This window comes from Nonomuraea harbinensis (genome assembly GCF_019396385.1).
Classification (GTDB): domain Bacteria; phylum Actinomycetota; class Actinomycetes; order Streptosporangiales; family Streptosporangiaceae; genus Nonomuraea; species Nonomuraea ferruginea.
The window spans coordinates 1-19,688 of record NZ_JAHKRN010000073.1 but is presented as its reverse complement, the minus strand read 5'-3'; the positions used below and the strand labels follow the sequence as shown (position 1 = coordinate 19,688).

The following is a 19,688-nucleotide window of genomic DNA, read 5'->3' as shown; positions in this document are numbered from 1 at the left end:
GCACCTCACGGGGAAGCACACGACCACGAGGACAGGGATGAAGACGACACGGCAGACGCCGGTGGCAGGGCCACCTGCGAAGCGTGCCCGGAAGGTCCGCGACGCCGAGCGGTCACGGATCGCGATCCTCGACGCCGCGGAGCAACTCTTCGCCGACTTAGGCTTCCAGGGCGCCTCGCTGGCGGCGATCGCCGAACGGGCCTATGTCTCGGTCGGGCTGCCGGGCTACTTCTTCGGCTCCAAGGAGGACCTCTACCACGAGGTGCTGCAGCGGGTCTTCGAGCGGCGCGACGCGGCGCTCGAGTTGGTGGCGACCGAAGCCGAGCAGCTCCTGGAGGCGGCGCCCGGCGACGGGGAGGCGGCGCTGCGCCGGCTGATAGGCGGCTATGTCGACTTCCTGCTCGACAACCCGACCTTCGTCTCTCTGCTCACGCGCGACGCGCTCGAACGCGTCGGCCGGCGCGAGGGGCAGCCGCGGCACTCCCAGCGATTCGCCGACCGGATGATCAGGATCATGGCCCAGGCCGGCGTGGTGGAGGCGGACGAAGCCCCCGAGCAGCTCTTCCTGAGCCTGATCGGGATGTGCTACTTCCCTCTTGAGCACGACGCGACCATCGTGGCCGGCATGGGACAGCGGGCCTGGGCGCAGGCGTTCCAGGAGAAGCGGGTGGCCCACATCGTGCGGCTGCTCCGCCCGTCCGCCTAGCTCTCCCCGGGGGGCGCACCCGCCCCCCGGTCCCGGTACGCACCGGGCCAACCTGTATACCTAACACCGACCGAACGATCACTCAGTCTCCATCGCAGACCGGGGAGGTAGCGGGATGAACGAGAGACGCTGGACGGCGCTCTACCCACAGGCGGTGACGGACGCCCGGCCCGTCAGCCACACCTCGCTCGCCGAGGCGTGGCGCGAGCGGGTGCGACGGGAGCCGGACGCCCGCGCGCTCGCGTACTTCGACGGCGCCATGACCGTCCGGGAGGCCGACGAGGCCAGTGACGCCCTCGCGGCCGCGTACCGCTCCCTCGGCACCCGGCACGGCGACCGGGTGGGGATCTACTTGCAGAACATCCCGCAGTTCGCCCTCTCGTTCCTCGCCCTGTGGAAGCTCGGGGCGACGGCGCTGGTGCTCAACCCGATGTACCGCGGCCAGGAGCTGCGGCGGCTGATCGACGACTCCGGCGCGGTCGGGATCGTCTGCGCCGACGCCGACGCGCCGCAGGTCTCCGAGACCCTGTCCGGCAGCTCGGTGCGCTGGACGGTGAGCACCTCTCCCCTCGCCTTCCAGACCCGCGACGACCCCCGGGTGTTCGGTGAAACCGAACGGAAGGCGCCCGCCTCGCACGGCGACCTGGAGGAGCTGATCGAGCGGTTCCGGGGCGACGTCGTGGAGTCGCCGGAGCTGACACCGGACGACGTCGCGCTTCTGACGTACACCTCCGGCACGACCGGGCCGCCCAAGGGCGCGATGAACACGCACGGCAACGTGCTCTCCGTCGCCGCCGGCTTCGCCACGTGGGTCGGCCTCCGGCCCGGCGACGCGGTGTACGCGATGGCGCCGCTGTTCCACATCACCGGCTCGGTCATCAACGCGGTCATCGCGATGATGCACGACGCCGTACTCGTCCTGACCGGCCGGTTCCGTCCCGAGGTGGCGATCGACGCCTTCGTCGAACACCAGGTGACCTTCACCATCGGGTCGATCACCGCGTTCAACGCGATCTACCAACTGCCGCACGCCTCGCGGGAGCATTTCGCGTCGATGAAGTCGGTCTACAGCGGCGGCGCCCCGATCCCGCCGTCGACCATCGAGCGGTTCCGGGAGCGGTTCGGCGTCTACATCCACAACGTCTACGGGATGACCGAGACGTCCTCGGGGGTGATCGCCGTGCCGCTGGGCGCGGAGGCGCCGGTCGACGAGGCGAGCGGGACGCTCTCCATCGGCGTGCCGCTGCCCGGCCTGGACGCGCGGGTCGTGAACGCCGCCGACGAGCCGGTCGGACCGGGCGAGCAGGGCGAGCTGGCGCTGCGCGGGCCGCAGGTGGTGCCCGGCTACTGGCGCAAGCCCGAGGCGACCGCCTCGACGATGCCCGGCGGATGGCTGCACACCGGCGACGGGGCGATCATGGACGCGGCGGGCTGGGTCTACCTGGTCGACCGGCTCAAGGACCAGATCAACACCTCCGGCTACAAGGTCTGGCCTCGCGAGGTCGAGGACGCGCTCTACGCCCACCCGGCGGTGCACGAGGTGGCGGTCGTCGGACGGCCGGATGACTATCGAGGGGAGACCGTCGTGGCATACGTGTCACTCAAGGCCGGCGAGTCGGCCGAGGAGAAGGAGCTGATCGCTTTCACCCGAGGGCGCCTGGCGGCCTACAAGTGCCCGCGCGAGATCCACCTCGTACCCGACCTGCCCAAGACGCAGACGGGGAAGATCCGGCGCAACGTCCTGCGGGACGGCGACGGGCCGGGGGCCGGCCAGTGACCGGGTCTCCGCGCCTGGCGGGGCGCGTCGCGATCGTGACCGGGGCCAGCCGGGGGATCGGCCTGGCCATCGCCGAACGGCTCGTCGCCGAGGGCGCCCGGGTGTGCGTCACGGCCCGGAAGCCGGAGCCGCTGGAGGAGGCGGCGGCGTCCTTCCCGGAAGGCTCGGTGCTGACCGTGGCCGGCCGGGCCGACGACCCGGAGCACCGGTCCGAGGTGTTCTCGCGCGTGCTGGCCGAGTGGGGCCGGCTCGACGTCCTGGTCAACAACGCGGGCATCAACCCGGCGTACGGTCCGCTCACGGACCTCGACCTGGACGTCGCCCGCAAGATCATGGAGGTCAACGTCCTGGGCACCCTCGCCTGGACCCAGGAGGCCGTCCCCCACGGCGTGGGCTGCGTGGTCAACGTGACCTCGGTGACCGGGGACGTGCCGTCGGAGGGGATCGGGATGTACGGCATCTCCAAGGCCGCCGTCTCCCACCTCACCCGGACCCTCGCCGCCGAGCTCGGGCCGGACGTGCGCGTCAACGCCGTCTCACCGGCGGTGATCAAGACACGGTTCTCCCGTGCTCTGTACGAGGGCAAGGAGGCGGAGACCGTCGCGCGGTACCCGATGAAGCGGCTCGGCGCCCCCGAGGACGTCGCCGGCGCCGTCGCGTACCTGGTGTCGGACGACGCCGCCTGGGTGACCGGCCAGATCCTCACCCTCGACGGCGGTCTGCTGGCCGCCGGAGGGACCGCCTGAGCGGCGCGGCGGGGTCAGCCGGCCCGCAGCAGCGCGACCGCGTAGTCGGCGTACCGCCGGGCCACCTGCTCCGCCGACAGCGGGCCGTCGGGGCGGAACCACGACGGCAGCGAGGTGCACATGGTCGCGACGGCGCGGGTCGCGGTCCGCACGTCCGCCGGTGCCCCGCCGTCCACGGCCACCGCCCTCCGCGCCTGCTCGTCGAGGAGGTGCTGCACCTCGTCGCGGAGCGCGGTGATCCGGGCGCGCTCCGCCGGGGCGAGGCTGCGCATCTCGCTCGCGCCGAGAAAGGCCAGGTCGGCGCGGAGCGCGTGGAACAGCGCCAGCGCCTCGACCATCCGCGCGAACCGCCCGAGCTCGCCACCTTCCCCGTCGGCCGTCTCGTCGCGCGCGGCGATCAGCCGCCACCGGATGTCGGCCATGGTCAGGCCGAGCAGCCGCACCAGCATGTCCTGCTTGCTCGTGTAGTGGTGGTAGACGCCGGCCACGCTCAGCCCGGCCTCGGCGGCCACCTCGCGCATCGTGGCCGCGTGGTATCCACGGGCGACGAAGACCCGCAGCGCCGCGGCCAGCGCCGGGTCGAGCCCCAACGCCCCGAAGGCCCGCCAGTCGTCTCCCCCGGGGCCGGCCGCCGCGGGCTCCGGCACCCGCACCGGGTCACCGCCCAGCAGCCGCGCCGCCGGAACGTCCAGGACCTGGGCCACCTCGCCCAGCCGGTCGACCGTCAGCGGGGTGCGCCCGGTCTCAAGAGCGCTCATCGTCGCCGGGCTGACGCCGACGCGCGCCGCCAGCGCACGCAGGCTCAGCCCACGCGCGAGGCGCGCGGCCCGGATGGCGGCGCCTGTAGTGTGTTCAGCCATACCGAACACACTACTCCACCACGCCCGCCGATTGCGCTGGTTAAGGGTGTTCGCTCACTGAGTGACCCCGCCTTTGGCGACTGAACGCACGTTCGGTATCATGCGCTCATGAGCAGCATCGACCCCGCCGCCCTGACCGGTCTCGACCGGCTCGCGCCGGCCCTGGCCGAGGCCACCGAGGACGACCGCTGGCGCTCCTGCACCGCAGAGCTGATCATCGGCGGGAAGAGCAATCTGACCTTCACCCTGCGCAGCGACGCCGGCGAGCTCGTGCTGCGCCGGCCGCCGACAGGACACCTGCTGCCGAGCGCCCACGACATGGCCCGGGAGGCCAAGGTCCAGCGCGGGCTCGCCGAGACGGACGTGCCGGTGCCCCGCATCGTGCTGGTCGACGAGGGCGACCTGATCGGCATCCAGTTCTACGTGATGGAGAAGGTCCCCGGACACGTCGTCCGCGACCGGACGCCCGACGGCTGGGCGGAGACGCCCGAGGAACGGCGGGCGATGTCGTTCGCCCTCGCCGACACGCTGGCCGCCCTGCACGCCGTCGACTACGAGGCCGTCGGCCTCGGCGACTACGGCCGCCCCGAGGGTTTCATGGCGCGTCAGGTCCGCCGCTGGTCCGGCCAGTGGGACAAGAGCCACACCCACGAGGTCCCCGAGATGGAAGAGCTGGCCCGGCGCCTGGCCGCCGACGTGCCGCAGCAGCAGCGCGCCACGATCGTCCACGGCGACTTCCGCACCGACAACGTCGTGTACGACGCCGGCGACCCGGCACGGATCAACGCCGTCCTCGACTGGGAGCTCTCGACGCTCGGCGACCCCATGAGCGACGTCGCCCTGCTGATGCTCTACTGGCGTGAAGCCGGCGACGACGGCCTCAGCCTGGTCCCGGGCGTCTCGCACCTGCCGGGCTTCCCCACCCGCGCCGAGATGCTCGACCGCTACGCCACCGCGGCGGGCGTCGACCTCGCCGACCTGACGTGGTACCAGGCGTTCGCCCACTTCAAGTTCGCCGTCATCGTCCAGGGCGTCGCCGCGCGCTCCAAGGCCGGCGCGATGGGCGGCCAGGACTTCGGCGACCTCGACGACCTCGTCCTCCGGCTGGGCGCCGAAGGGCTCGACCACCTGAAGGAGCACTGACATGGACTTCGCTCTCTCTTCCAAGGCTCAGCGGACCTGCGACGAGATGTGGGACTTCATGCGGTCCCACGTGTTCCCGGCCGAGCCCGTGTGGGCGGCGTACCTCGCCGAGCACGGGCCGCACGAGCACCCGCCGGTGATGGAGGACCTCAAGGCGGAGGCGCGGCGCCGCGGCCTGTGGAACCTCTTCCTGCCCAAGCTCTCGGGGCTCTCCAACGTGGAGTACGCCGCCGTCGCCGAGATCTCCGGCTGGTCTCCGGTGCTCGCCCCCGAGGCGATCAACTGTCAGGCGCCCGACACCGGCAACATGGAGACCCTCGAACTGTTCGCCACCCCCGAACAGCGTGAGCGGTGGCTCGAACCACTCCTGGAAGGGCGGATCCGCTCGGCGTTCGCGATGACCGAGCCCGACGTCGCCAGCTCCGACGCCACCAACATCCAGACCCGGATCGTCCGCGACGGCGACGAGTACGTCATCAACGGCCGCAAGTGGTTCATCACCGGCGTGGCCGACGCCCGCTGCGAGATCTTCATCGTGATGGGCAAGACCGACCCCGACGCGGAGACCTACCGCCAGCAGTCGATGGTGCTGGTCCCCCGCGACACCCCCGGCCTCACCATCGAACGGCACCTGCCGCTCTTCGGCTACCAGGACCAGCACGGCCACTCCGAGATCGTCTTCCGCGACGTCCGCGTCCCGGCGGCCAACCTGCTCTCGGGCGAGGGTGACGGCTTCATGATCTCCCAGGCCCGTCTGGGGCCGGGCCGCATCCACCACGCCATGCGCGCCATCGGCATGGCCGAGCGGGCCCTCGCCCTCATGGCCGACCGGGCCAAGAGCCGGGTCGCGTTCGGCAAGCACCTCGCCGACCACGCCAACGTGCAGGACGCCATCGCCCAGTCCCGCATCGACATCGACCAGGCCCGGCTGCTCGTCTACGACGCCGCCTGGAAGATCGACCAGCACGGCGCCAAGGGCGCCCGCAAGGAGATCGCCGCCATCAAGGTCGCCGCCCCCGCCATGGCCTGCGCCGTCATCGACCGCGCCATCGAGCTGTTCGGCGGCGCGGGCATCTCCGACGACACCCCTCTGGCGTACTTCTACGCCTGGGCCAGGGCTCTGCGCATCGTCGACGGCCCCGACGCCGTCCACCGCCGCACCATCGCCCGCATGGAGCTCAAGCGCACCCCGCCGTACGTGGGGTGAGCGGCTGACTTCCCGGTGACGATCCAGCCCCGGCTGCCGCTCGTGACAGCCGGGGCATACCCGCTGCATACCGCGTGCGCGGTACGGAAGATCGCCCCGCTGATTGCCGAAACCCGCCAGCGAGAAAATCCGCCGGATCGTTAGAATTCCGGATCTCCGCTGACGACGGGAGCTTCGCTTGAGGCTGGAGATCAGGTTGCTCGGCCCGCTGGAGGTCGAGGCCGACGGCGACACGGTCAAGATCGTCGGAGAGCGACGGATCGGCGTGCTGGTCCGGCTCGCCCTGAACGCGGGACAGGCCGTACCCGCCGAGCTGCTTCTCTCCGACGTGTGGGCGAGCAGCTCGGGCGGGCACCCGAGGCGCTCGACGTCTACCAGCGCCTGCGTCGCGTCATGGTCGGTGAGCTGGGCATCGAGCCCGGCGCCGAAGCACGCCGGCTGCACCAGGCCGTCCTCGTCAAGGATCCCGTGCTTGACCTGCCTGAGGTGCGGCAGATCACGCCTGCCGCTCCGGCGGGGCTCCCTGCCGACGTCCAGGAGTTCACGGCGCGGACGGCCGAAGTGGAGCGGCTGCGCGCCGACCTGACGAGCGACGCCGCGGTCATCGTGATCGACGGGCCCGGCGGCATCGGCAAGTCGGCGCTCGCCGTACATGGCGCTCGTATCGTCGCCGGGCGCTTCACCGATGGCGTCATCTACGTCGACCTGCGTGGTTCCACTGCCGGGCTCGCCCCGCTGGCCCCGATCGAGGCGCTCCGCCACCTGCTGCGCTCCCTGGGGCTGGACGGCGCCGCCGTACCCGCCGGCACCGAGGAGGCCGCCGCCCGCTACCGCTCACTCACCGCCGCGGGCGACCTGCTGGTCATCCTCGACAACGCGCACGACGTACGCCAGGTCCGCCCGCTCGTCCCGGCCGGGCGGGGCTGTCGCGTCCTGATCACCAGCCGGGATCCGCTGGCCACCCTGAACAACGCCCGGCACCCGCACCTCGGCAGACTCGACGAGCGTTCTTACGTGGGGTGATTCGTAACGGCACGAGGGACGGGTATGCCGGGAGCATGTACCGCCGTGATCGTTTTTCACCGCCTGCCAGGCCTGATAGAGGCCATGCCGCCGTTTCCTACTCCGCCGCCGCGCAAAGACCTACGACCCGGACCATTCTCGCCGCGGCGGCCCTGGGCGTCTCGACGGTGTGCCTGCCGCATCCGGCCACGGCGGGCTCCCCCGGCCTGAGCGCCTACGACGCGCTGGTGCTCTCGCACCGCCCGGTCGCCTATTGGCGACTGTCACACCCCTCATACGGTACGGAGCGCGACCGCACCGGCAACGGCCACAGGGGGACCTTCCACGGCGTCACCAGCACGGTCCGCCTGCCCAACCAGGACGGCGCCGCCGTCTTCGACGGCTCGTCAGGATATTTCGAGGTTCCCACCGCCAAGCCGTTCCACATCTCCACCACGGGCGCGTTCACCATGGAGGCGTGGATCAGGCCGCACACTCTCCAGTTCGCCGACGGAAACCACACCGGCTACGTCCACTTCATGGGCAAGGGCACGAAGTCGGGCAGCGGCGGCGATCGCGAGTGGGCGGGTCGCATGTACTCGAAGGTGAACAGGGAGAACCGGCCCAACCGCATCTCCGGCTACGCGTGGAACCTCGACGGCGGCTTCGGCGCCGGAGCGTTCGTCCAGCAGCCGGTCAAGGTCAACGAGTGGATCCACTACGCCGTCACGTTCGACACCTCGGAGGGCGCGTACGGCAAGGTGCGGATCTACCGCGACGGCATGCTGGCGGGCACGGACAACCTGGTCTACCGCCCCGGCACGGACGACCAGGTCGTCATCAAGCCCAAGCCGGGTCCGGCGCCCGTCCGGGTCGGCACCCGCGACGGAGGGTCCTCCTTCAAGGGGGCGATCGGAAAGGTCGCGCTCTACGACCGCGAACTCTCGGCAGCGGAACTGCGCTCGCACTACGCCGCGATGACCGGACCGGCCACGCCGGACCGCAGGTGGACACCGTATTTCTGAAGCCGCCGAACCGTTGCGAGACATACCGGCGACATACCGCACTCTCGTACGTTCCTTCCCTGATGACACTGGAGATCGGGATCCTCGGGCCCTGGCAGATCAAGGTGGACGGGCAGCCCGTACGGCTGGCGGGCCGCCGCCGCGTCGCCGTGCTGACGCGCCTGTCCCGCGCGACCCTGGCCCGCGCCTACATGCACGCCGGGCGCCTGGAGGAGGCGGCCGACACCTACCGGGTGGCGCTGACGCTCCTGCGCGAAGGCGGATACCGCATCGGCTACGCCGTGGCCTCCTGGTGGTCCGGCCAGACCCTGCACACCCTGGGCCGGCCCGCCATGGCGCGGAGGGACTGGCACGGCTGCTTCACCGCACTGCTGGAGTCCCGCCTGCTGACCCGCTCGGAGGTGGACGAGCTGCTTGAGCAGGCCGTTCCCGACATGCCGCGGCCGATCAGGAACATGCTGTAGGACCACTCACCCGGTTTCGCGCAGTCCCGCCACCGCCATGGCCGCGACTCTGCGGTAATCCTGGAGGGCCGGCCGTTTGAACTCCACCCACCAGTTGTCGACGTGGCCAGGGTCCGGCAGATGCCATCCGGTGCGGGGGATCGCGCGCCAGCCGGCGGTGTCGGGTCGTGACTCTGGTTCCAGATAGGCATCGCCTGTGAGCTCGGCGGCCAGCAGCTCATCGAGCTTGCAGAACTGCGCGAATCTGGGCGAGGCGGCCGGATGCTTCTCACTGATCACCAGGTACGAGGTGTCAGGCGCATCCGAGAGTTCCGTCGCCAGGCTCTCGGCGAGATCTGCGAGGGCTCACTGTGCTGTGGAATCGAGTGCGTCCAACGGGTCGGCCAGGACGCGGGAGAAAGCGAGTTCCGCCGCGCCGACCAATGAGGCGTCATAGCGCAGCATCGAGGTGCGCAGCCCCACCCCTCGGGAGACGGGCAGGACACTGGCCGCCACCCTCGCGCGGACCTGGGGTGCCGCACCCTGGTAGATGTCGCCGAGTGTACTGCCGAAGACGACGACTCCGGGATTGGAGAGGTTGACCAGGTTGACCATGCCGATCCCGAGCCAGTCGCCGACACGCTCCAAGGCCTTGCGGGCGGCCTCGTCACCGTTCCCGGCCGCTTCCACGACGGCTCGTACGCCATCCCGCCGGCACGGCCCGCCGGTGCGTCCGGACGCCTCCAGCAGCGCCACCTCTCCCACTTCCGCCTCCAGGCAGCCGTGCGAGCCGCAGTTGCGGGAACGGCCGCCGAAGGGATCAACGATCATGTGCCCGAGTTCGGCGCCGTAACCGTCGTCCCCGCCCAGCAACCTGCCGCCCACGATGATGCCACCACCCACCCCGACATCCCCATGAGGTAGACCAGATCTGGTGGCCGATGCCCGCTCCGCGTTCAAGCTCGGCCAGCGCACCCAGGTGGGCTTCGTTGCCGACAGCCACGGGCAGCCCCAGCCCCAGCCGATGGCTGAGCGCGGGCCCGAAATCCAGGTTGGTCCAGCCCACGTTGGGAGCCAGGAGCACCATCCCGTCGGCGCCCTGACCAGACCGCAGTACGACGTGCCGACCCCGAGGCACCTCGCGCTCCGGGGCGCCGCGTCCACGAGCTCGCGGCCGAACCCGGCCAGCACACCGACCACCTCGTCGAGATCGGCATGCCTGCGCCGCCGGGGCGCCTCCCTGCGCTCCAGCACCAGACCGCCGAGCCCGCCCCTGGCGGCGACCAGCCGATCCACCGCCACATCGAAGGCCAGCACATACCACCGGCCGCTCTCAGGCCGCACCACCAGCGACGGCCGACCCACCAGGCCCGTCGTACCCGAAGCCTCCTCGCGCACCAGACCCGCAGCCGTGAGCTGTGTGGCCAGCGCCAGGATCGTGCTGCGGTTCAGCCCCAGCCGGTTCGCCAGCGCCGCACGCGAGATCGCCCCTGCCAGATGCACCTGCCGCAGCACCGCCCCAAGATGGTGTCTGCGAATTTCCTCCTGCGGAGTGTCGCCCCTCACGACACTGATAGTGCCATATACCAAGAACGCGCACGAGGCACCGGGAATCGGTTGTCGGCGTATCCTTTTTTCCAGTAGAGGCGAGCTCGCGCAAACCTATCTACGACCTGCCTGCGCGATACTGGAGAAAACAATTCCGCAAAAATTCAAGCGTCGGATGCGATGGGTCTTGCACGTGATTTCAAGTTGTACGACTTGCCTTAGCGCTCACGACAGGCCCGATCGGCTGCGGGTTTGCTTTTCAGGAGGAGCTCTTACCTCGTGAGCTTCACGGCGAACACAGGGAACGAGTACTCGACCTGCTCATCCGGGCCGGCCGCCTCCTCAGCGGAGACTTCCCGCAGATCAGCCCACGGCACCACACCCGGATGTACATCAGCAGCCATCAAGGCAAGCACAGGAGCGGGATCGTCCACGCAGCGGAACCGCCCTCCGAACGGCAGGTCATCCGGCTAGACCGAAGCCACCGAACACCGCAACTGACCGGCCTGCTCGTCATACCAGGCATAAAACGTCACCGGCCCGACAGCATCGACGAACCGTGCGCCGAGCCGCTCACCAACCGCGACAAGAGCCCGCTCAACGGGCCGCACGTCGAAACCCTCCGCGTCGACGGCGAACGCCACCAGATTGCTGCGCGCCGCCGCATTCACATTCCCTCGGTTGAGGATCAACTCCTCGTCCACGAAGGACAACACGGACTGCGCGAGACCGTCCGACACTCACTATCTCCGCTCACCGACACGTTCTTGGACGAGTGCGACTAGCCCACGGGTCAGACCACCGGGGCCATCCGTCGCTCTTCCCGATCCTCATCAAGCGACGTTCGATCAACGACCAGGATTGTGCCTGGACACGCGCGAGGAAGGTTCCCAGCGTAAAATGAATCCAGCCAGGCCACCCCGTATTGGGGAGACGGCTATGCAATCAGCTTCGCCGGCGAAATACGGGTTAATCGGATGGGTGGGTTGCCGTGGGTTATCGGCGCAGGCCTGCAGGCCGTTGGGTGCTCCTGCTCCTCATTGCCGCAATCGTCACACTTCTGCTATGGGTGGGCCTGACCGTCTTCAACAACGGAATGGATGCGGGCAACCATGTCGCGGGAATCGCTTCCGCGATCTTCGCAGCGACGGCCTTGTACCTCCAGGTTCGATCGTCGCAGTCGCAGTCCCAGACACGTCCGGACGCGACCGACACGGATATACGGGTCGAGTCCACGGCCCGTGTTCTGGCCCTGCGCGTGCAGGAAATCAGCCAACAAGAGGAACGCAACTGGCGCATCGGCGATCCATGGGCACTGCGGGTGCGATGGCGCACCGCCTCTGATGACGTGGTCGACCACTGGGAGAAGATCCAAGCCTTCACGGCCGACGGCGGTGACAGACCTCTGCCGCTGACTGGCGATCTCCCCGGCGTTCACAGCCTCTACCAGAGTGTCCCCACCGGCCGCCTGGTCATCATCGGCCGGGCCGGGGCGGGGAAGACCGTACTCGCCCACCGGCTGATCCTGGAGTGTTTCAACCACCCTGGCGATTCGCTCCGCGTACCGGTGTTGTTCAGCCTCGGCAGCTGGGACCCGAGCCGCACCGGCCTGCACGACTGGCTGGCCGACCGGCTCATCGGCGACTACGCCTTTCTGGAAGGTGTCGACTCCACCGGGACTCCGTTGGCCAGAGTGCTGCTGGAAAGCGGACGGATCCTGCCGGTGCTGGACGGGTTCGACGAGATCCAGCAGCATCACCACGGTGCGGCCATCAGCGAACTCAGCCGTTTCGACGGGCCGTTGATCCTCACCACCCGGCCTGACGAATACGCGGCCGCGGTCAGTGCCACCAGAGCGCTCAGCAGAGCTGCCGCCATCGAACTCGAAGACCTCGCCCTCGACGATGTCCAGCGCTACCTGCAGGCCGTCAGCGGCAAGACCCGCACCGCCCAGTGGGAGTCGGTCTTTTCGCACGTACGCACCCGTCCCGACGACGTCGTCAGCCGGAATCTCGCCGCGGCCCTGAGCACACCGCTTCTGGTCATGCTCACCCGTACCATCTACAACGAAACACCACACCAAAACCCCACGGACCTACTCGACGGCGGCCGGTTTCCCACCCAGGACGCGCTCGAAGAACACCTCTTCAGCGCTTACCTCACCGCCCTCTACGACCCACGCCGCACCGTCCGGTCCGGCGCCGGAAGGGCGACCTGGACCGACCACCAGGCCCGGCACTGGCTCGGCCACCTCGCCGACCACCTCGCTCGGCTCAACACACAGGACCTCACCTGGTGGCGACTCGACGCCACCCTCCGCCGCCGGACTCGCGTCCTCGTCACCGGCCTCGTGGCCATGCTGGTGGGCGGGATCGTGGGCGTTCTGAGCTACGTCGTCGCCAATCGACTGTCTGGGGCGCCGGTCGGAGGGGCCCAGTTCCGTGAAGGACTGCTGGAGATGGGAACCGGCCTCGTCGCGGGCCTCGCCGCCGGACTCCTGAACGAGACCAGGACCAGGCGCGGAGGCACTGGCCGGAACCCCGAACGGTTGCGCCTGGGTCCTTCCCGGCAACCCCTTCCCGCGCGGTCGCGGGTTCTGCGCGGGATCGGCGTCGAACTCGTCATCGGGCTCTCGGCCGCTCTCCTGTTCTCGCTCGCCTCCTGGCTTATCTGGGGCGTCGCGGACGACGACCCCTCGAACTCTTCCGCCAGAAATTTCGTGTGGGCCTTCGCGCCGTGGCTTCACATCACAGGCACAGCCATTTACGTGGCGGCCGGTCTCATCCTCGGCTTCCTGGTCGGAATCTCGTACGCGTTCGTGAACGCGGTCGTGTGCGTGTTCAGCGGGCCGAACGACCGGAATTCCGCGGTGAGTCCCTGGGACTTACTGTCCATGGACCGTGGGGTGACGCTTTTCCGCGTCGGCATGGTCGGATTCGCGGTCTTGCTGATGAACTTCGTCCTGGTGGGCAATCAGTACGGCGACTTCCCGAGTGCAGCGTTCCTGAGGCAGGGCCTCCTCTACGGCCTGCTGTACGGATCCTTCGCCGCGCTGACCCGGCTCGTCCTCTCGGCGTGGGGAGGCTGGCTGCTCTTCGCACGCTTGTGGCTCCCGCTCTGCGGCCGGCTGCCATGGCGGCCGAAGCTCTTCCTCGATGACGCTTACGCCCGAGGCGTACTGCGGCAGTCCGGCGCCGTGTACCAGTTCCGCCACGTCAGGCTCCGCGACCATCTTGTCGACCAGCACCGCACCGAAGGCCGCGGCGTCCCGGAAGAGCCGGCGGCCCCACGCACGACAAACGACCACGTGGCTGAGCAGGAAGCGCCGGAACAGGTCTGACGTGCGAAACGCATGGGTTGTCGAGCAGTGCGAGAGGTGCCGCGACAGTGCCAGTTCGACGTGACCGCCGGATGCGCGGTTCTGCTGCTCAGCCCGCGCCTACCGACTGTTATGAATCACGGACGCTCACTGGCGATCGGTCGCTCACCGAGTAACGAGATCTTCGAAACTCAGCTTCAGCCAACTCCGCCTCACGACGACATGAAGCTCACTGCCTCTACCCAGCACAGTCGCCGTCCTGGGCACCGGTCGCCCGTTGGGCATCACCAGCCATGCGGGACGATCCACCGAAAAGGCTTGTCCTCGAATGCTCCCAGCGACCAGCCGGCACCGGTTCCCGCCATAGCCGCCGACGAAAACGACGCGGTCATCGGCGACCACAAGAGCCTGAGCGCCGCGCACCTCCGTGAACCAGCCGGCGATCGCCGCAGCTCGGATTCGCACGATGGGGAAATTGCTGTAGTAGTAGGCCCAGGCATCCTCCCCCGCCACATTCAATGCGTAGCAGTCGAAGATCCCACCGAACTCGCGGTCGTACGGAAAACGCCACGCGATGTCCAGGTCAGACCGAAAGCGAATCAGTCCAGCGGAGCCGATAGGCGCAGGGCTGTCCGCCTCTCCCCATCCGCGGCTGCCGCACACCCCTTCGTCGAAGTAGCTCACCCATATCTCACCGGAAGGCGTCGTCTGCACGTCTTCAATTCCGTCTCCCAGCACACCCTCTCGCCGGCGCTGCCCGTCGGCATCGTAGATGGCGGCGTTGCACTCGGCAGCCCCGTTACGCCAGCGGCACCGCGCACCCACCAAGAGCACGCCCCCGTCCGGCAGCGGCTGGGCAATGAGGTGCGCGAGTGACTGCCCGGCGATGGGCACCATCGTCGCCCGGTGAGAACCGTACGTGGCGACATGCACCGAGACGGGCGCGGCCGTACGTGAATCGGGGAAAGACGCCCCACTTGGTTCGACAGTCCGAGCGGTCAGCGCTTCGGCGTTCTCCCGCGACGCCCACACGACAACAAGTTCTCCCTCGGGACCCGCCGCCGCACTCACCAGCTCCGCACCCTGGAATGGTGCGACCAAGTCCGCATGGTGCCGCAGCCTCGCAACGCCCGCCTTCCGGCTTCTCCCGCTTCGGCCTCGCATGGGGGACACATTATTGATGGCTTGGCTGGATCGTGACTGGCCGCCGATCTCGAAGCTGATTGTCGGTACGGCCTGCCACCATGTCCCGCATGACGACATCCGACCCCTTGGCCCAGTTCCAGTGGCTCAACGTGTCCGAGAGCTCGGGCGGCGGCGCACTGGGCGTGATCTTCAGCGTGGCCTTCTTCCGCGGGCTCGATCCGGCGGAGGTGGTGCGTCGCTTCAGCCGCGGTGAGAGCTCCGGCCATGAGTCGGACTTCGGCGAGCTCAACGACAAGGCCTACGAGTTCGTCGACAAGACGGACGGTGGGGATGGCGGCGGCTACGTGGGCGTCCTGAAGGCCGGCGAGTGGTGCGTGGCCATCGAGCCCTACGGTTGGATGGTCACGCTCCACGAGGTGGTGACCGAGCTGTCGCGGGGTTGTGAGGTGCTGGCGGTCACCCGGCACGACTACGCCGCCGAGCACAGTTTCGAGTACGCGATCGACGGCACGGTTGTCACCGGTTACCGACTGCGACACCCGCACGAGCGCTACGGCTCCGACCCTGACCGGCTCAACGGCTTTATGCGGGAGCTGGGCATGGGGCTGGACAAGCCGGAGGACGAGGCCGCGTGGGACGCCGCTTGGGAGGACAACTACGACACCGCTGTGCCAAGGGGCTTCGCCCTGGCGGCGAAGGTCACGGGGGTGCCGTTCAGGCCGGACATGCTCGACCGCCCGATGCTCGTGGGGCCTATTTTTGAACAATGATCGTTTCGTGCCATCCTGCAGCACTCTCTGCTCGGAGTACCACCTGACCGCCCTGGCGGTGCCAGGGGGTTGCCTCCCACGAAGGTGTGGGAGGCGGTCAGGGGCGGGGTCTAGCCGTACTCGGTCGGCTACCAGTTCGCCGGGCGCCGGTTGACCGTCCGCATCGACGGCGCCGTGCTGCTTCTGAGCGATGGGCACACGCTGCTGCGCACCCTGCCCAACCCCCTCACCAGCAACGAAAAGGCCCGCCTGCGCGACGCCCGGCCGTCGAACCCGTCCGCGTGCAGCGGCGCGTGCGCAGCCAGCTTTCGGCCGTGGGCCAGCGCATTCGTGTGGGCATCGGCCACGCCGAAACGATCGTGACCATCGAGGACACCGACGGCACCTTCCGCATCACCACGCGTGCCGACCGGGTCATCGCCGAGGTTGCCCGCACCACCACCAAGCCGATCGCCCGGTTCAAAGCCCGCAAGCCCCAACACCAACGGAAGGTCACCTCGAGCGGGTAGAACTGCGTCCATGGACGTGATCAAGCTGCAGCAGGCGTTAGAGGACCTCTTCGACCAGGCCCTGCTGCGGCACGGCTTCGTGGATCACCTGCGCGACTACCAGCTCGTGATCCTGCCGATGCCCGATCCCCGGACCGGGACCACACCGGCGACGCGGCGTTACCTGTTCCGGTACTGCGTGCAGGCCACCTGCACCACCGCGCTGCCGGCCCACACCTGGCGGGTCTCGCTCGATGACCGGCTCACCACCTACGAAACCGGCGTCGAGCTCGACGGATACGTCTGGGGTGTCAACTGGCAGGCGCTTTATCCCGGCGCCACGCTCATCACCGACTCACCCACCGCCCGCAGCTGGGCCCGCAGCCATCGGCATCGATTTCCATGAAGTCCGGATCGAGACCAACGTGCACGACCTCACCCTGGTCTTCTCCGACCTGACCATCGAAGAACTTCCGCCCCCGTCACCGGGACACCGCCACGGATGCCCGGTTCAATAGGCACCAAGAGAACGAAAGATCATCTAGCCGGAGTGTCGCACAGGTCCTGAGACCTGACAGGCTGTCCGTAGCTGTGTGTGTTGCCCTGGCCGTGTCCGCCGCCCGCAGATGCCGGAACCAGTTGCCTGCTGCCTATGACTGTCCAGCGGTGTCCTATTCGTACTGAACAGTGTCACCAGGTCGTGTAGCGGAACTGACGCCTCGCCACCTGCCGCCGAATGACGAGGCGTCGTGGTGTCAGGACTCCGGCCCGCGGACCTCCACCTCGGCGGCGGGCAGAACCTCCATCTCGCCATCGGCGCGCTCCACCACGAAAACGGCGGTGCCCTCGGCGAGGTCCAACTGTTCCCGCTCCCGGTCGGTGGCCTCGCGGTAGATCCCCCGGCTCCCCGGTTCCATGACGACGACGGCGCCGGTACCGCGCACGACCGTTCCCCAGTTGCGGACCGTATAGACGATGCCCGAGTTACGCAGGAGCCCGATCGCCTTCAATACGGTGTTCCGTGCGACGCCGTACTCATGTTCCAGGGCGACCACGGACGGGAGACGACGGCGCGGCGGGTACTCGCCCGCCTCGATACGCCTGCGTAGATCAGCGGCCACCTGCACGTACACCGGCTGTGCGCCATCAGGATCGATCACAAGTAGAGATCTACTCTGTGCCCATGGGCCTTCCCAATGCTTCCAAGGTGCGCTGCCGAACCGGCGCCCCATCAGCAGCCGGCGCAGGGCCCCAGCCAACCAAGCAAGCGCGGGTCGAACCCATCGTGGCCGAGGTCATGCGGCAGTCGATCAGCAGGCGCGCGAAGGGTCTTGAACCTGAGTGGGCAGCCGCGCCCATGGCCACCCTCGGCGGATAGGTGGACGCAACTGTGAACATGCAGCAAACAACGGGCTACGACCTCAGCGCCCTCCGCGCTGCGTTTCCCGGCTGGGCCTTCTTCCGCAGCGACACCGGCGCGTTCTACGCGACGCGACGTGGCGTCCAACTCAACGACGCCGAACTCGACGCGGGCCTCCAGCAGACCGTGAGCGCCGATGACGCGGACACCTTCGTGGCGCTGCTGCACGAGCAACGCCTGAGGGGGCGGAGCTGTGGCCACGCCAACGCCTGATCCAGAGCCATGCGACAACCAGCATGCGGCCCCGCCACTGCCCGAAGCGGAAGCGATCGACTGGGAGCCGAGTCATCCCCGCGCGAACCGAATACGAATCCGCGCGCACACCTGCTCCTGCACGTCGCCGTACTTCGAGCTGTGCACAGCAGGCGGGCTCTGGTTCGTCAGGCGCTACACCAAGGGGAACCCCACCGTCGCCGCCGAAAGTCCCTGGCTGTTGGCGACTGCCGCTCAAGACCTGTGGACACGGCTCCTGACCGGTCAGGCCCGGTAACCGGACACCACCACTCGTCGACGGTCCCGACAGCCGTCCCAGAAGTCACGATGACATTGTCCGGGCAGACCGACTGGATGCCGGGCAGCCATCGAGAGTGCGCGTCGTCTGAGTCTGGTAGCCGTCCGGGACGGCGCCCTGCTGCCCTTGGTCAAGGGCTGCTGGTGTCGTGAAACTGACCGCACAGTGGCGTTGCTGCATAACGCTGCTGTACGGCCACGAAAAAGGCCCCCCGGGATCATCCCGAAGGGCCTTTCGTATGTGCGCGGCCGAGAGGACTCGAACCCCTAACCTTCTGATCCGTAGCAGGATTCGGGGTGTCCGGAGGCTTCCACTGATGGCAAGGTTGCCCTGTTCAGAGGGGGTGTTCGGCCTCGCAAACTCCGTAGTAGTCCGTGGTTGTCCAGGACTGTATCAACAGGTCAGGGAGGACCTCTGGCTCCACCTGCACACAGTCATTGACAGTCAATCGATGGGTGGCTTGATGAACCACTCCGGGTCTGATGAAAGCTCGATTCCTTGAGAGAATCGAGCCATGGCACGTCCGTCCCCTTACCTCCCGAGCTTCGTACATAACGTAACCCCACATTCACAACTCTCTAGGCGCGCCTGTGTAATGATGCGAATACCAACTCAGTGAAAGCCGGCGACTTGGGGGCTGGAGGAGGACCGTGGAAGTACTAGCGCTACTCCTGGTCATCGGATTGGTCATCTGGGCTTTGGACAACTCGGGCAGTGGCTCCGGCAGCAGCTCCGGCAGTCGCTCGGTCGGCAGCACCCGTAGCGCCGACAGGTACGCGAGGCGGGTCCAGCGGAAGCGCGAACGGGAAATTGAGAGCCATTTGAGGAAGTATCGCCAGTCCGGCTATTCCGACGGCGGCGCCGGCTACGGCGGGGGCCGGGGTGGAGGAGGCTTCGGTGGAGATGGTGGCGACGGCGGCGATTGACCGCTCTGCACCAGCTGTCCCGTCTCGTTCAATTTGAGGCATGAGGCGACAGAGGAATCGCCAAGACCTGTGAATCAAGATCTTTTAGGCGGCTATCGATGAGTCCTCCATAGCCGGTGATTCCTCGGGCCGCTCGACGAGCTTGCCCATGACGAACGTCCCCCTGGCGCGGACCAGGGCGAGGAGATGAGGCGCGTTGACCGCGCGCCAGCGCTTCTACGCCGACTCGATCAGCTTTGAAGGCCATGGCGAGCCCTGTCACGTGGGAGCCAGGACCCTTGGCCGCCCAGTCGTCCACCGTATTGTGCGAGTCGACGACCAGCACGACACCACCGGAACGGTCGACGGACTCCCCATACGAAGCGTTTCTCGACCCCCGGAAGGGACGATGCCATCTACGAAGATCCCGGAATTACCAGGACCGTCGACCATCGAGGCGGTCAGGCCGGCGAGGACCTGCCAGCCGACACTGCTGTACAGCCACGAAAAAGGCCCCCCGGGATCATCCCGAAGGGCCTTCTACCACCTGCGTTCGACGTAATTCGGTGGCCTGGAGAGCCGAATTCGGGGTCTGACCTCGGTGAACATAGGTCGGGCCGCCGGGAGAGCGTTTCTCTAGGCGGTGATGTTCCGGCTGGTCAGCGGGCTGTG

General features: G+C 68.3%; 19 protein-coding genes and 2 pseudogenes. 14 read left to right on the top strand and 7 right to left on the bottom strand.

The genetic code is table 11. The annotated features are described in order from the left end of the window. Positions 1-37 precede the first annotated feature (37 nt). From KME79_RS40945 to KME79_RS40935, 3 genes are all read left to right on the top strand, one after another. A complete protein-coding gene (locus tag KME79_RS40945; RefSeq protein WP_219551390.1) occupies positions 38-706 on the top strand; it encodes a TetR/AcrR family transcriptional regulator in 669 nt (222 codons plus the stop codon). A gap of 115 nt (positions 707-821) precedes the next feature. After that, positions 822-2,483, top strand: a complete 1,662-nt coding sequence (locus KME79_RS40940) for a class I adenylate-forming enzyme family protein (RefSeq protein WP_219551388.1) — start codon at positions 822-824, stop codon at positions 2,481-2,483. Next, positions 2,480-3,229 carry an SDR family oxidoreductase gene (locus KME79_RS40935; RefSeq protein ID WP_219551386.1) on the top strand — a complete coding sequence of 250 codons (750 nt, stop codon included), beginning with the start codon at positions 2,480-2,482 and terminating at the stop codon, positions 3,227-3,229. Before KME79_RS40940 ends, KME79_RS40935 begins: the two co-directional genes overlap by 4 nt. A gap of 14 nt (positions 3,230-3,243) precedes the next feature. Here KME79_RS40935 and KME79_RS40930 read toward each other — a convergent pair whose 3' ends face one another. After that, entirely contained in the window at positions 3,244-4,089 is an 846-nt protein-coding gene (locus KME79_RS40930; RefSeq protein ID WP_219551384.1) for a TetR-type transcription factor C-terminal domain-containing protein, read from the bottom strand. 108 nt (positions 4,090-4,197) lie between these two features. Here KME79_RS40930 and KME79_RS40925 point away from each other — a divergent pair, with 108 nt between their 5' ends. The 5 genes from KME79_RS40925 (at position 4,198) to KME79_RS40905 (ending at position 8,930) form a co-directional block, all read left to right on the top strand. Then, positions 4,198-5,232, top strand: coding sequence for a phosphotransferase family protein (locus KME79_RS40925; RefSeq protein WP_219551382.1), 1,035 nt, complete (start codon positions 4,198-4,200; stop codon positions 5,230-5,232). A gap of 1 nt (position 5,233) precedes the next feature. Beyond that, a complete protein-coding gene (locus tag KME79_RS40920) occupies positions 5,234-6,439 on the top strand; it encodes an acyl-CoA dehydrogenase family protein (RefSeq protein ID WP_148036157.1) in 1,206 nt (401 codons plus the stop codon). 330 nt (positions 6,440-6,769) lie between these two features. Continuing rightward, positions 6,770-7,462, top strand: a complete 693-nt coding sequence (locus KME79_RS40915; RefSeq protein ID WP_219551380.1) for a BTAD domain-containing putative transcriptional regulator — start codon at positions 6,770-6,772, stop codon at positions 7,460-7,462. 167 nt (positions 7,463-7,629) lie between these two features. Further along, positions 7,630-8,466, top strand: coding sequence for a LamG domain-containing protein (locus tag KME79_RS40910; RefSeq protein ID WP_219551378.1), 837 nt, complete (start codon positions 7,630-7,632; stop codon positions 8,464-8,466). Between the two features lie 62 nt (positions 8,467-8,528). Next, positions 8,529-8,930 carry a hypothetical protein gene (locus KME79_RS40905; RefSeq protein WP_219551375.1) on the top strand — a complete coding sequence of 134 codons (402 nt, stop codon included), beginning with the start codon at positions 8,529-8,531 and terminating at the stop codon, positions 8,928-8,930. Between the two features lie 6 nt (positions 8,931-8,936). Here the strand turns inward: KME79_RS40905 and KME79_RS40900 are convergent. The 3 genes and pseudogenes from KME79_RS40900 to KME79_RS40890 all read right to left on the bottom strand — a co-directional run. Further along, positions 8,937-9,254, bottom strand: a pseudogene (locus KME79_RS40900) (TY-Chap domain-containing protein); the annotation flags it as partial. Positions 9,255-9,275: 21 nt separating this feature from the next. Next, complete coding sequence (locus KME79_RS40895) at positions 9,276-10,424, bottom strand: ROK family protein (RefSeq protein WP_308249231.1); 1,149 nt, start codon at positions 10,422-10,424, stop codon at positions 9,276-9,278. A 503-nt stretch (positions 10,425-10,927) separates the two neighbouring features. After that, positions 10,928-11,161 (bottom strand): hypothetical protein, encoded by a 234-nt coding sequence (locus tag KME79_RS40890; RefSeq protein WP_219551373.1) that lies wholly within the window; start codon positions 11,159-11,161, stop codon positions 10,928-10,930. 320 nt (positions 11,162-11,481) lie between these two features. On the opposite strand from KME79_RS40890, the gene KME79_RS40885 reads away from it, so the two are divergent. After that, positions 11,482-13,797 carry an NACHT domain-containing protein gene (locus tag KME79_RS40885; RefSeq protein ID WP_219551371.1) on the top strand — a complete coding sequence of 772 codons (2,316 nt, stop codon included), beginning with the start codon at positions 11,482-11,484 and terminating at the stop codon, positions 13,795-13,797. 144 nt (positions 13,798-13,941) lie between these two features. On the opposite strand, the gene KME79_RS40880 is transcribed toward KME79_RS40885, so the two are convergent. Beyond that, positions 13,942-14,877 carry a YxiH-YxzG fusion protein gene (locus tag KME79_RS40880; protein ID WP_219551369.1) on the bottom strand — a complete coding sequence of 312 codons (936 nt, stop codon included), beginning with the start codon at positions 14,875-14,877 and terminating at the stop codon, positions 13,942-13,944. A 152-nt stretch (positions 14,878-15,029) separates the two neighbouring features. On the opposite strand from KME79_RS40880, the gene KME79_RS40875 reads away from it, so the two are divergent. The 4 genes from KME79_RS40875 to KME79_RS47700 all read left to right on the top strand — a co-directional run bounded on the left by KME79_RS40875 (position 15,030) and on the right by KME79_RS47700 (position 16,698). Continuing rightward, on the top strand, positions 15,030-15,692 hold the full coding sequence (locus KME79_RS40875) for a DUF6461 domain-containing protein (protein ID WP_219551367.1): 663 nt from the start codon (positions 15,030-15,032) through the stop codon (positions 15,690-15,692). Positions 15,693-15,985: 293 nt separating this feature from the next. Further along, the gene (locus KME79_RS40870) at positions 15,986-16,201 is read left to right on the top strand and encodes a hypothetical protein (protein ID WP_219551365.1); all 216 of its coding nucleotides are present in this window, start codon (positions 15,986-15,988) and stop codon (positions 16,199-16,201) included. 10 nt (positions 16,202-16,211) lie between these two features. Continuing rightward, positions 16,212-16,586, top strand: a complete 375-nt coding sequence (locus KME79_RS40865; protein WP_219551363.1) for a YxiG-like protein — start codon at positions 16,212-16,214, stop codon at positions 16,584-16,586. Next, positions 16,489-16,698: a YxiG-like protein gene (locus KME79_RS47700; protein ID WP_443684618.1), complete on the top strand. Its 210-nt coding sequence runs from the start codon at positions 16,489-16,491 to the stop codon at positions 16,696-16,698. The genes KME79_RS40865 and KME79_RS47700 overlap by 98 nt, the downstream gene beginning before the upstream one ends. A 237-nt stretch (positions 16,699-16,935) precedes the next feature. On the opposite strand, the gene KME79_RS40860 is transcribed toward KME79_RS47700, so the two are convergent. Continuing rightward, a complete protein-coding gene (locus KME79_RS40860) occupies positions 16,936-17,313 on the bottom strand; it encodes a GntR family transcriptional regulator (RefSeq protein WP_308249230.1) in 378 nt (125 codons plus the stop codon). Between the two features lie 257 nt (positions 17,314-17,570). Between KME79_RS40860 and KME79_RS40855 the strand changes: the two genes are divergently transcribed. After that, positions 17,571-17,813 carry a hypothetical protein gene (locus KME79_RS40855; protein WP_372452533.1) on the top strand — a complete coding sequence of 81 codons (243 nt, stop codon included), beginning with the start codon at positions 17,571-17,573 and terminating at the stop codon, positions 17,811-17,813. Positions 17,814-19,121: 1,308 nt separating this feature from the next. Here the strand turns inward: KME79_RS40855 and KME79_RS40850 are convergent. Next, positions 19,122-19,317, bottom strand: a pseudogene (locus tag KME79_RS40850) (IS256 family transposase); the annotation flags it as partial. Positions 19,318-19,688 lie beyond the last annotated feature (371 nt).

Coding starts and splice junctions, on each gene's coding strand:
- KME79_RS40925 (WP_219551382.1), top strand. CDS start 4,198: ATGAGCAGCATCGACCCCGCCGCCCTGACCGGTCTCGACCGGCTCGCG.
- KME79_RS40920 (WP_148036157.1), top strand. CDS start 5,234: ATGGACTTCGCTCTCTCTTCCAAGGCTCAGCGGACCTGCGACGAGATG.
- KME79_RS40865 (WP_219551363.1), top strand. CDS start 16,212: ATGGACGTGATCAAGCTGCAGCAGGCGTTAGAGGACCTCTTCGACCAG.
- KME79_RS40875 (WP_219551367.1), top strand. CDS start 15,030: ATGACGACATCCGACCCCTTGGCCCAGTTCCAGTGGCTCAACGTGTCC.
- KME79_RS40940 (WP_219551388.1), top strand. CDS start 822: ATGAACGAGAGACGCTGGACGGCGCTCTACCCACAGGCGGTGACGGAC.
- KME79_RS40905 (WP_219551375.1), top strand. CDS start 8,529: ATGACACTGGAGATCGGGATCCTCGGGCCCTGGCAGATCAAGGTGGAC.
- KME79_RS40945 (WP_219551390.1), top strand. CDS start 38: ATGAAGACGACACGGCAGACGCCGGTGGCAGGGCCACCTGCGAAGCGT.
- KME79_RS40930 (WP_219551384.1), bottom strand. CDS start 4,089: ATGGCTGAACACACTACAGGCGCCGCCATCCGGGCCGCGCGCCTCGCG.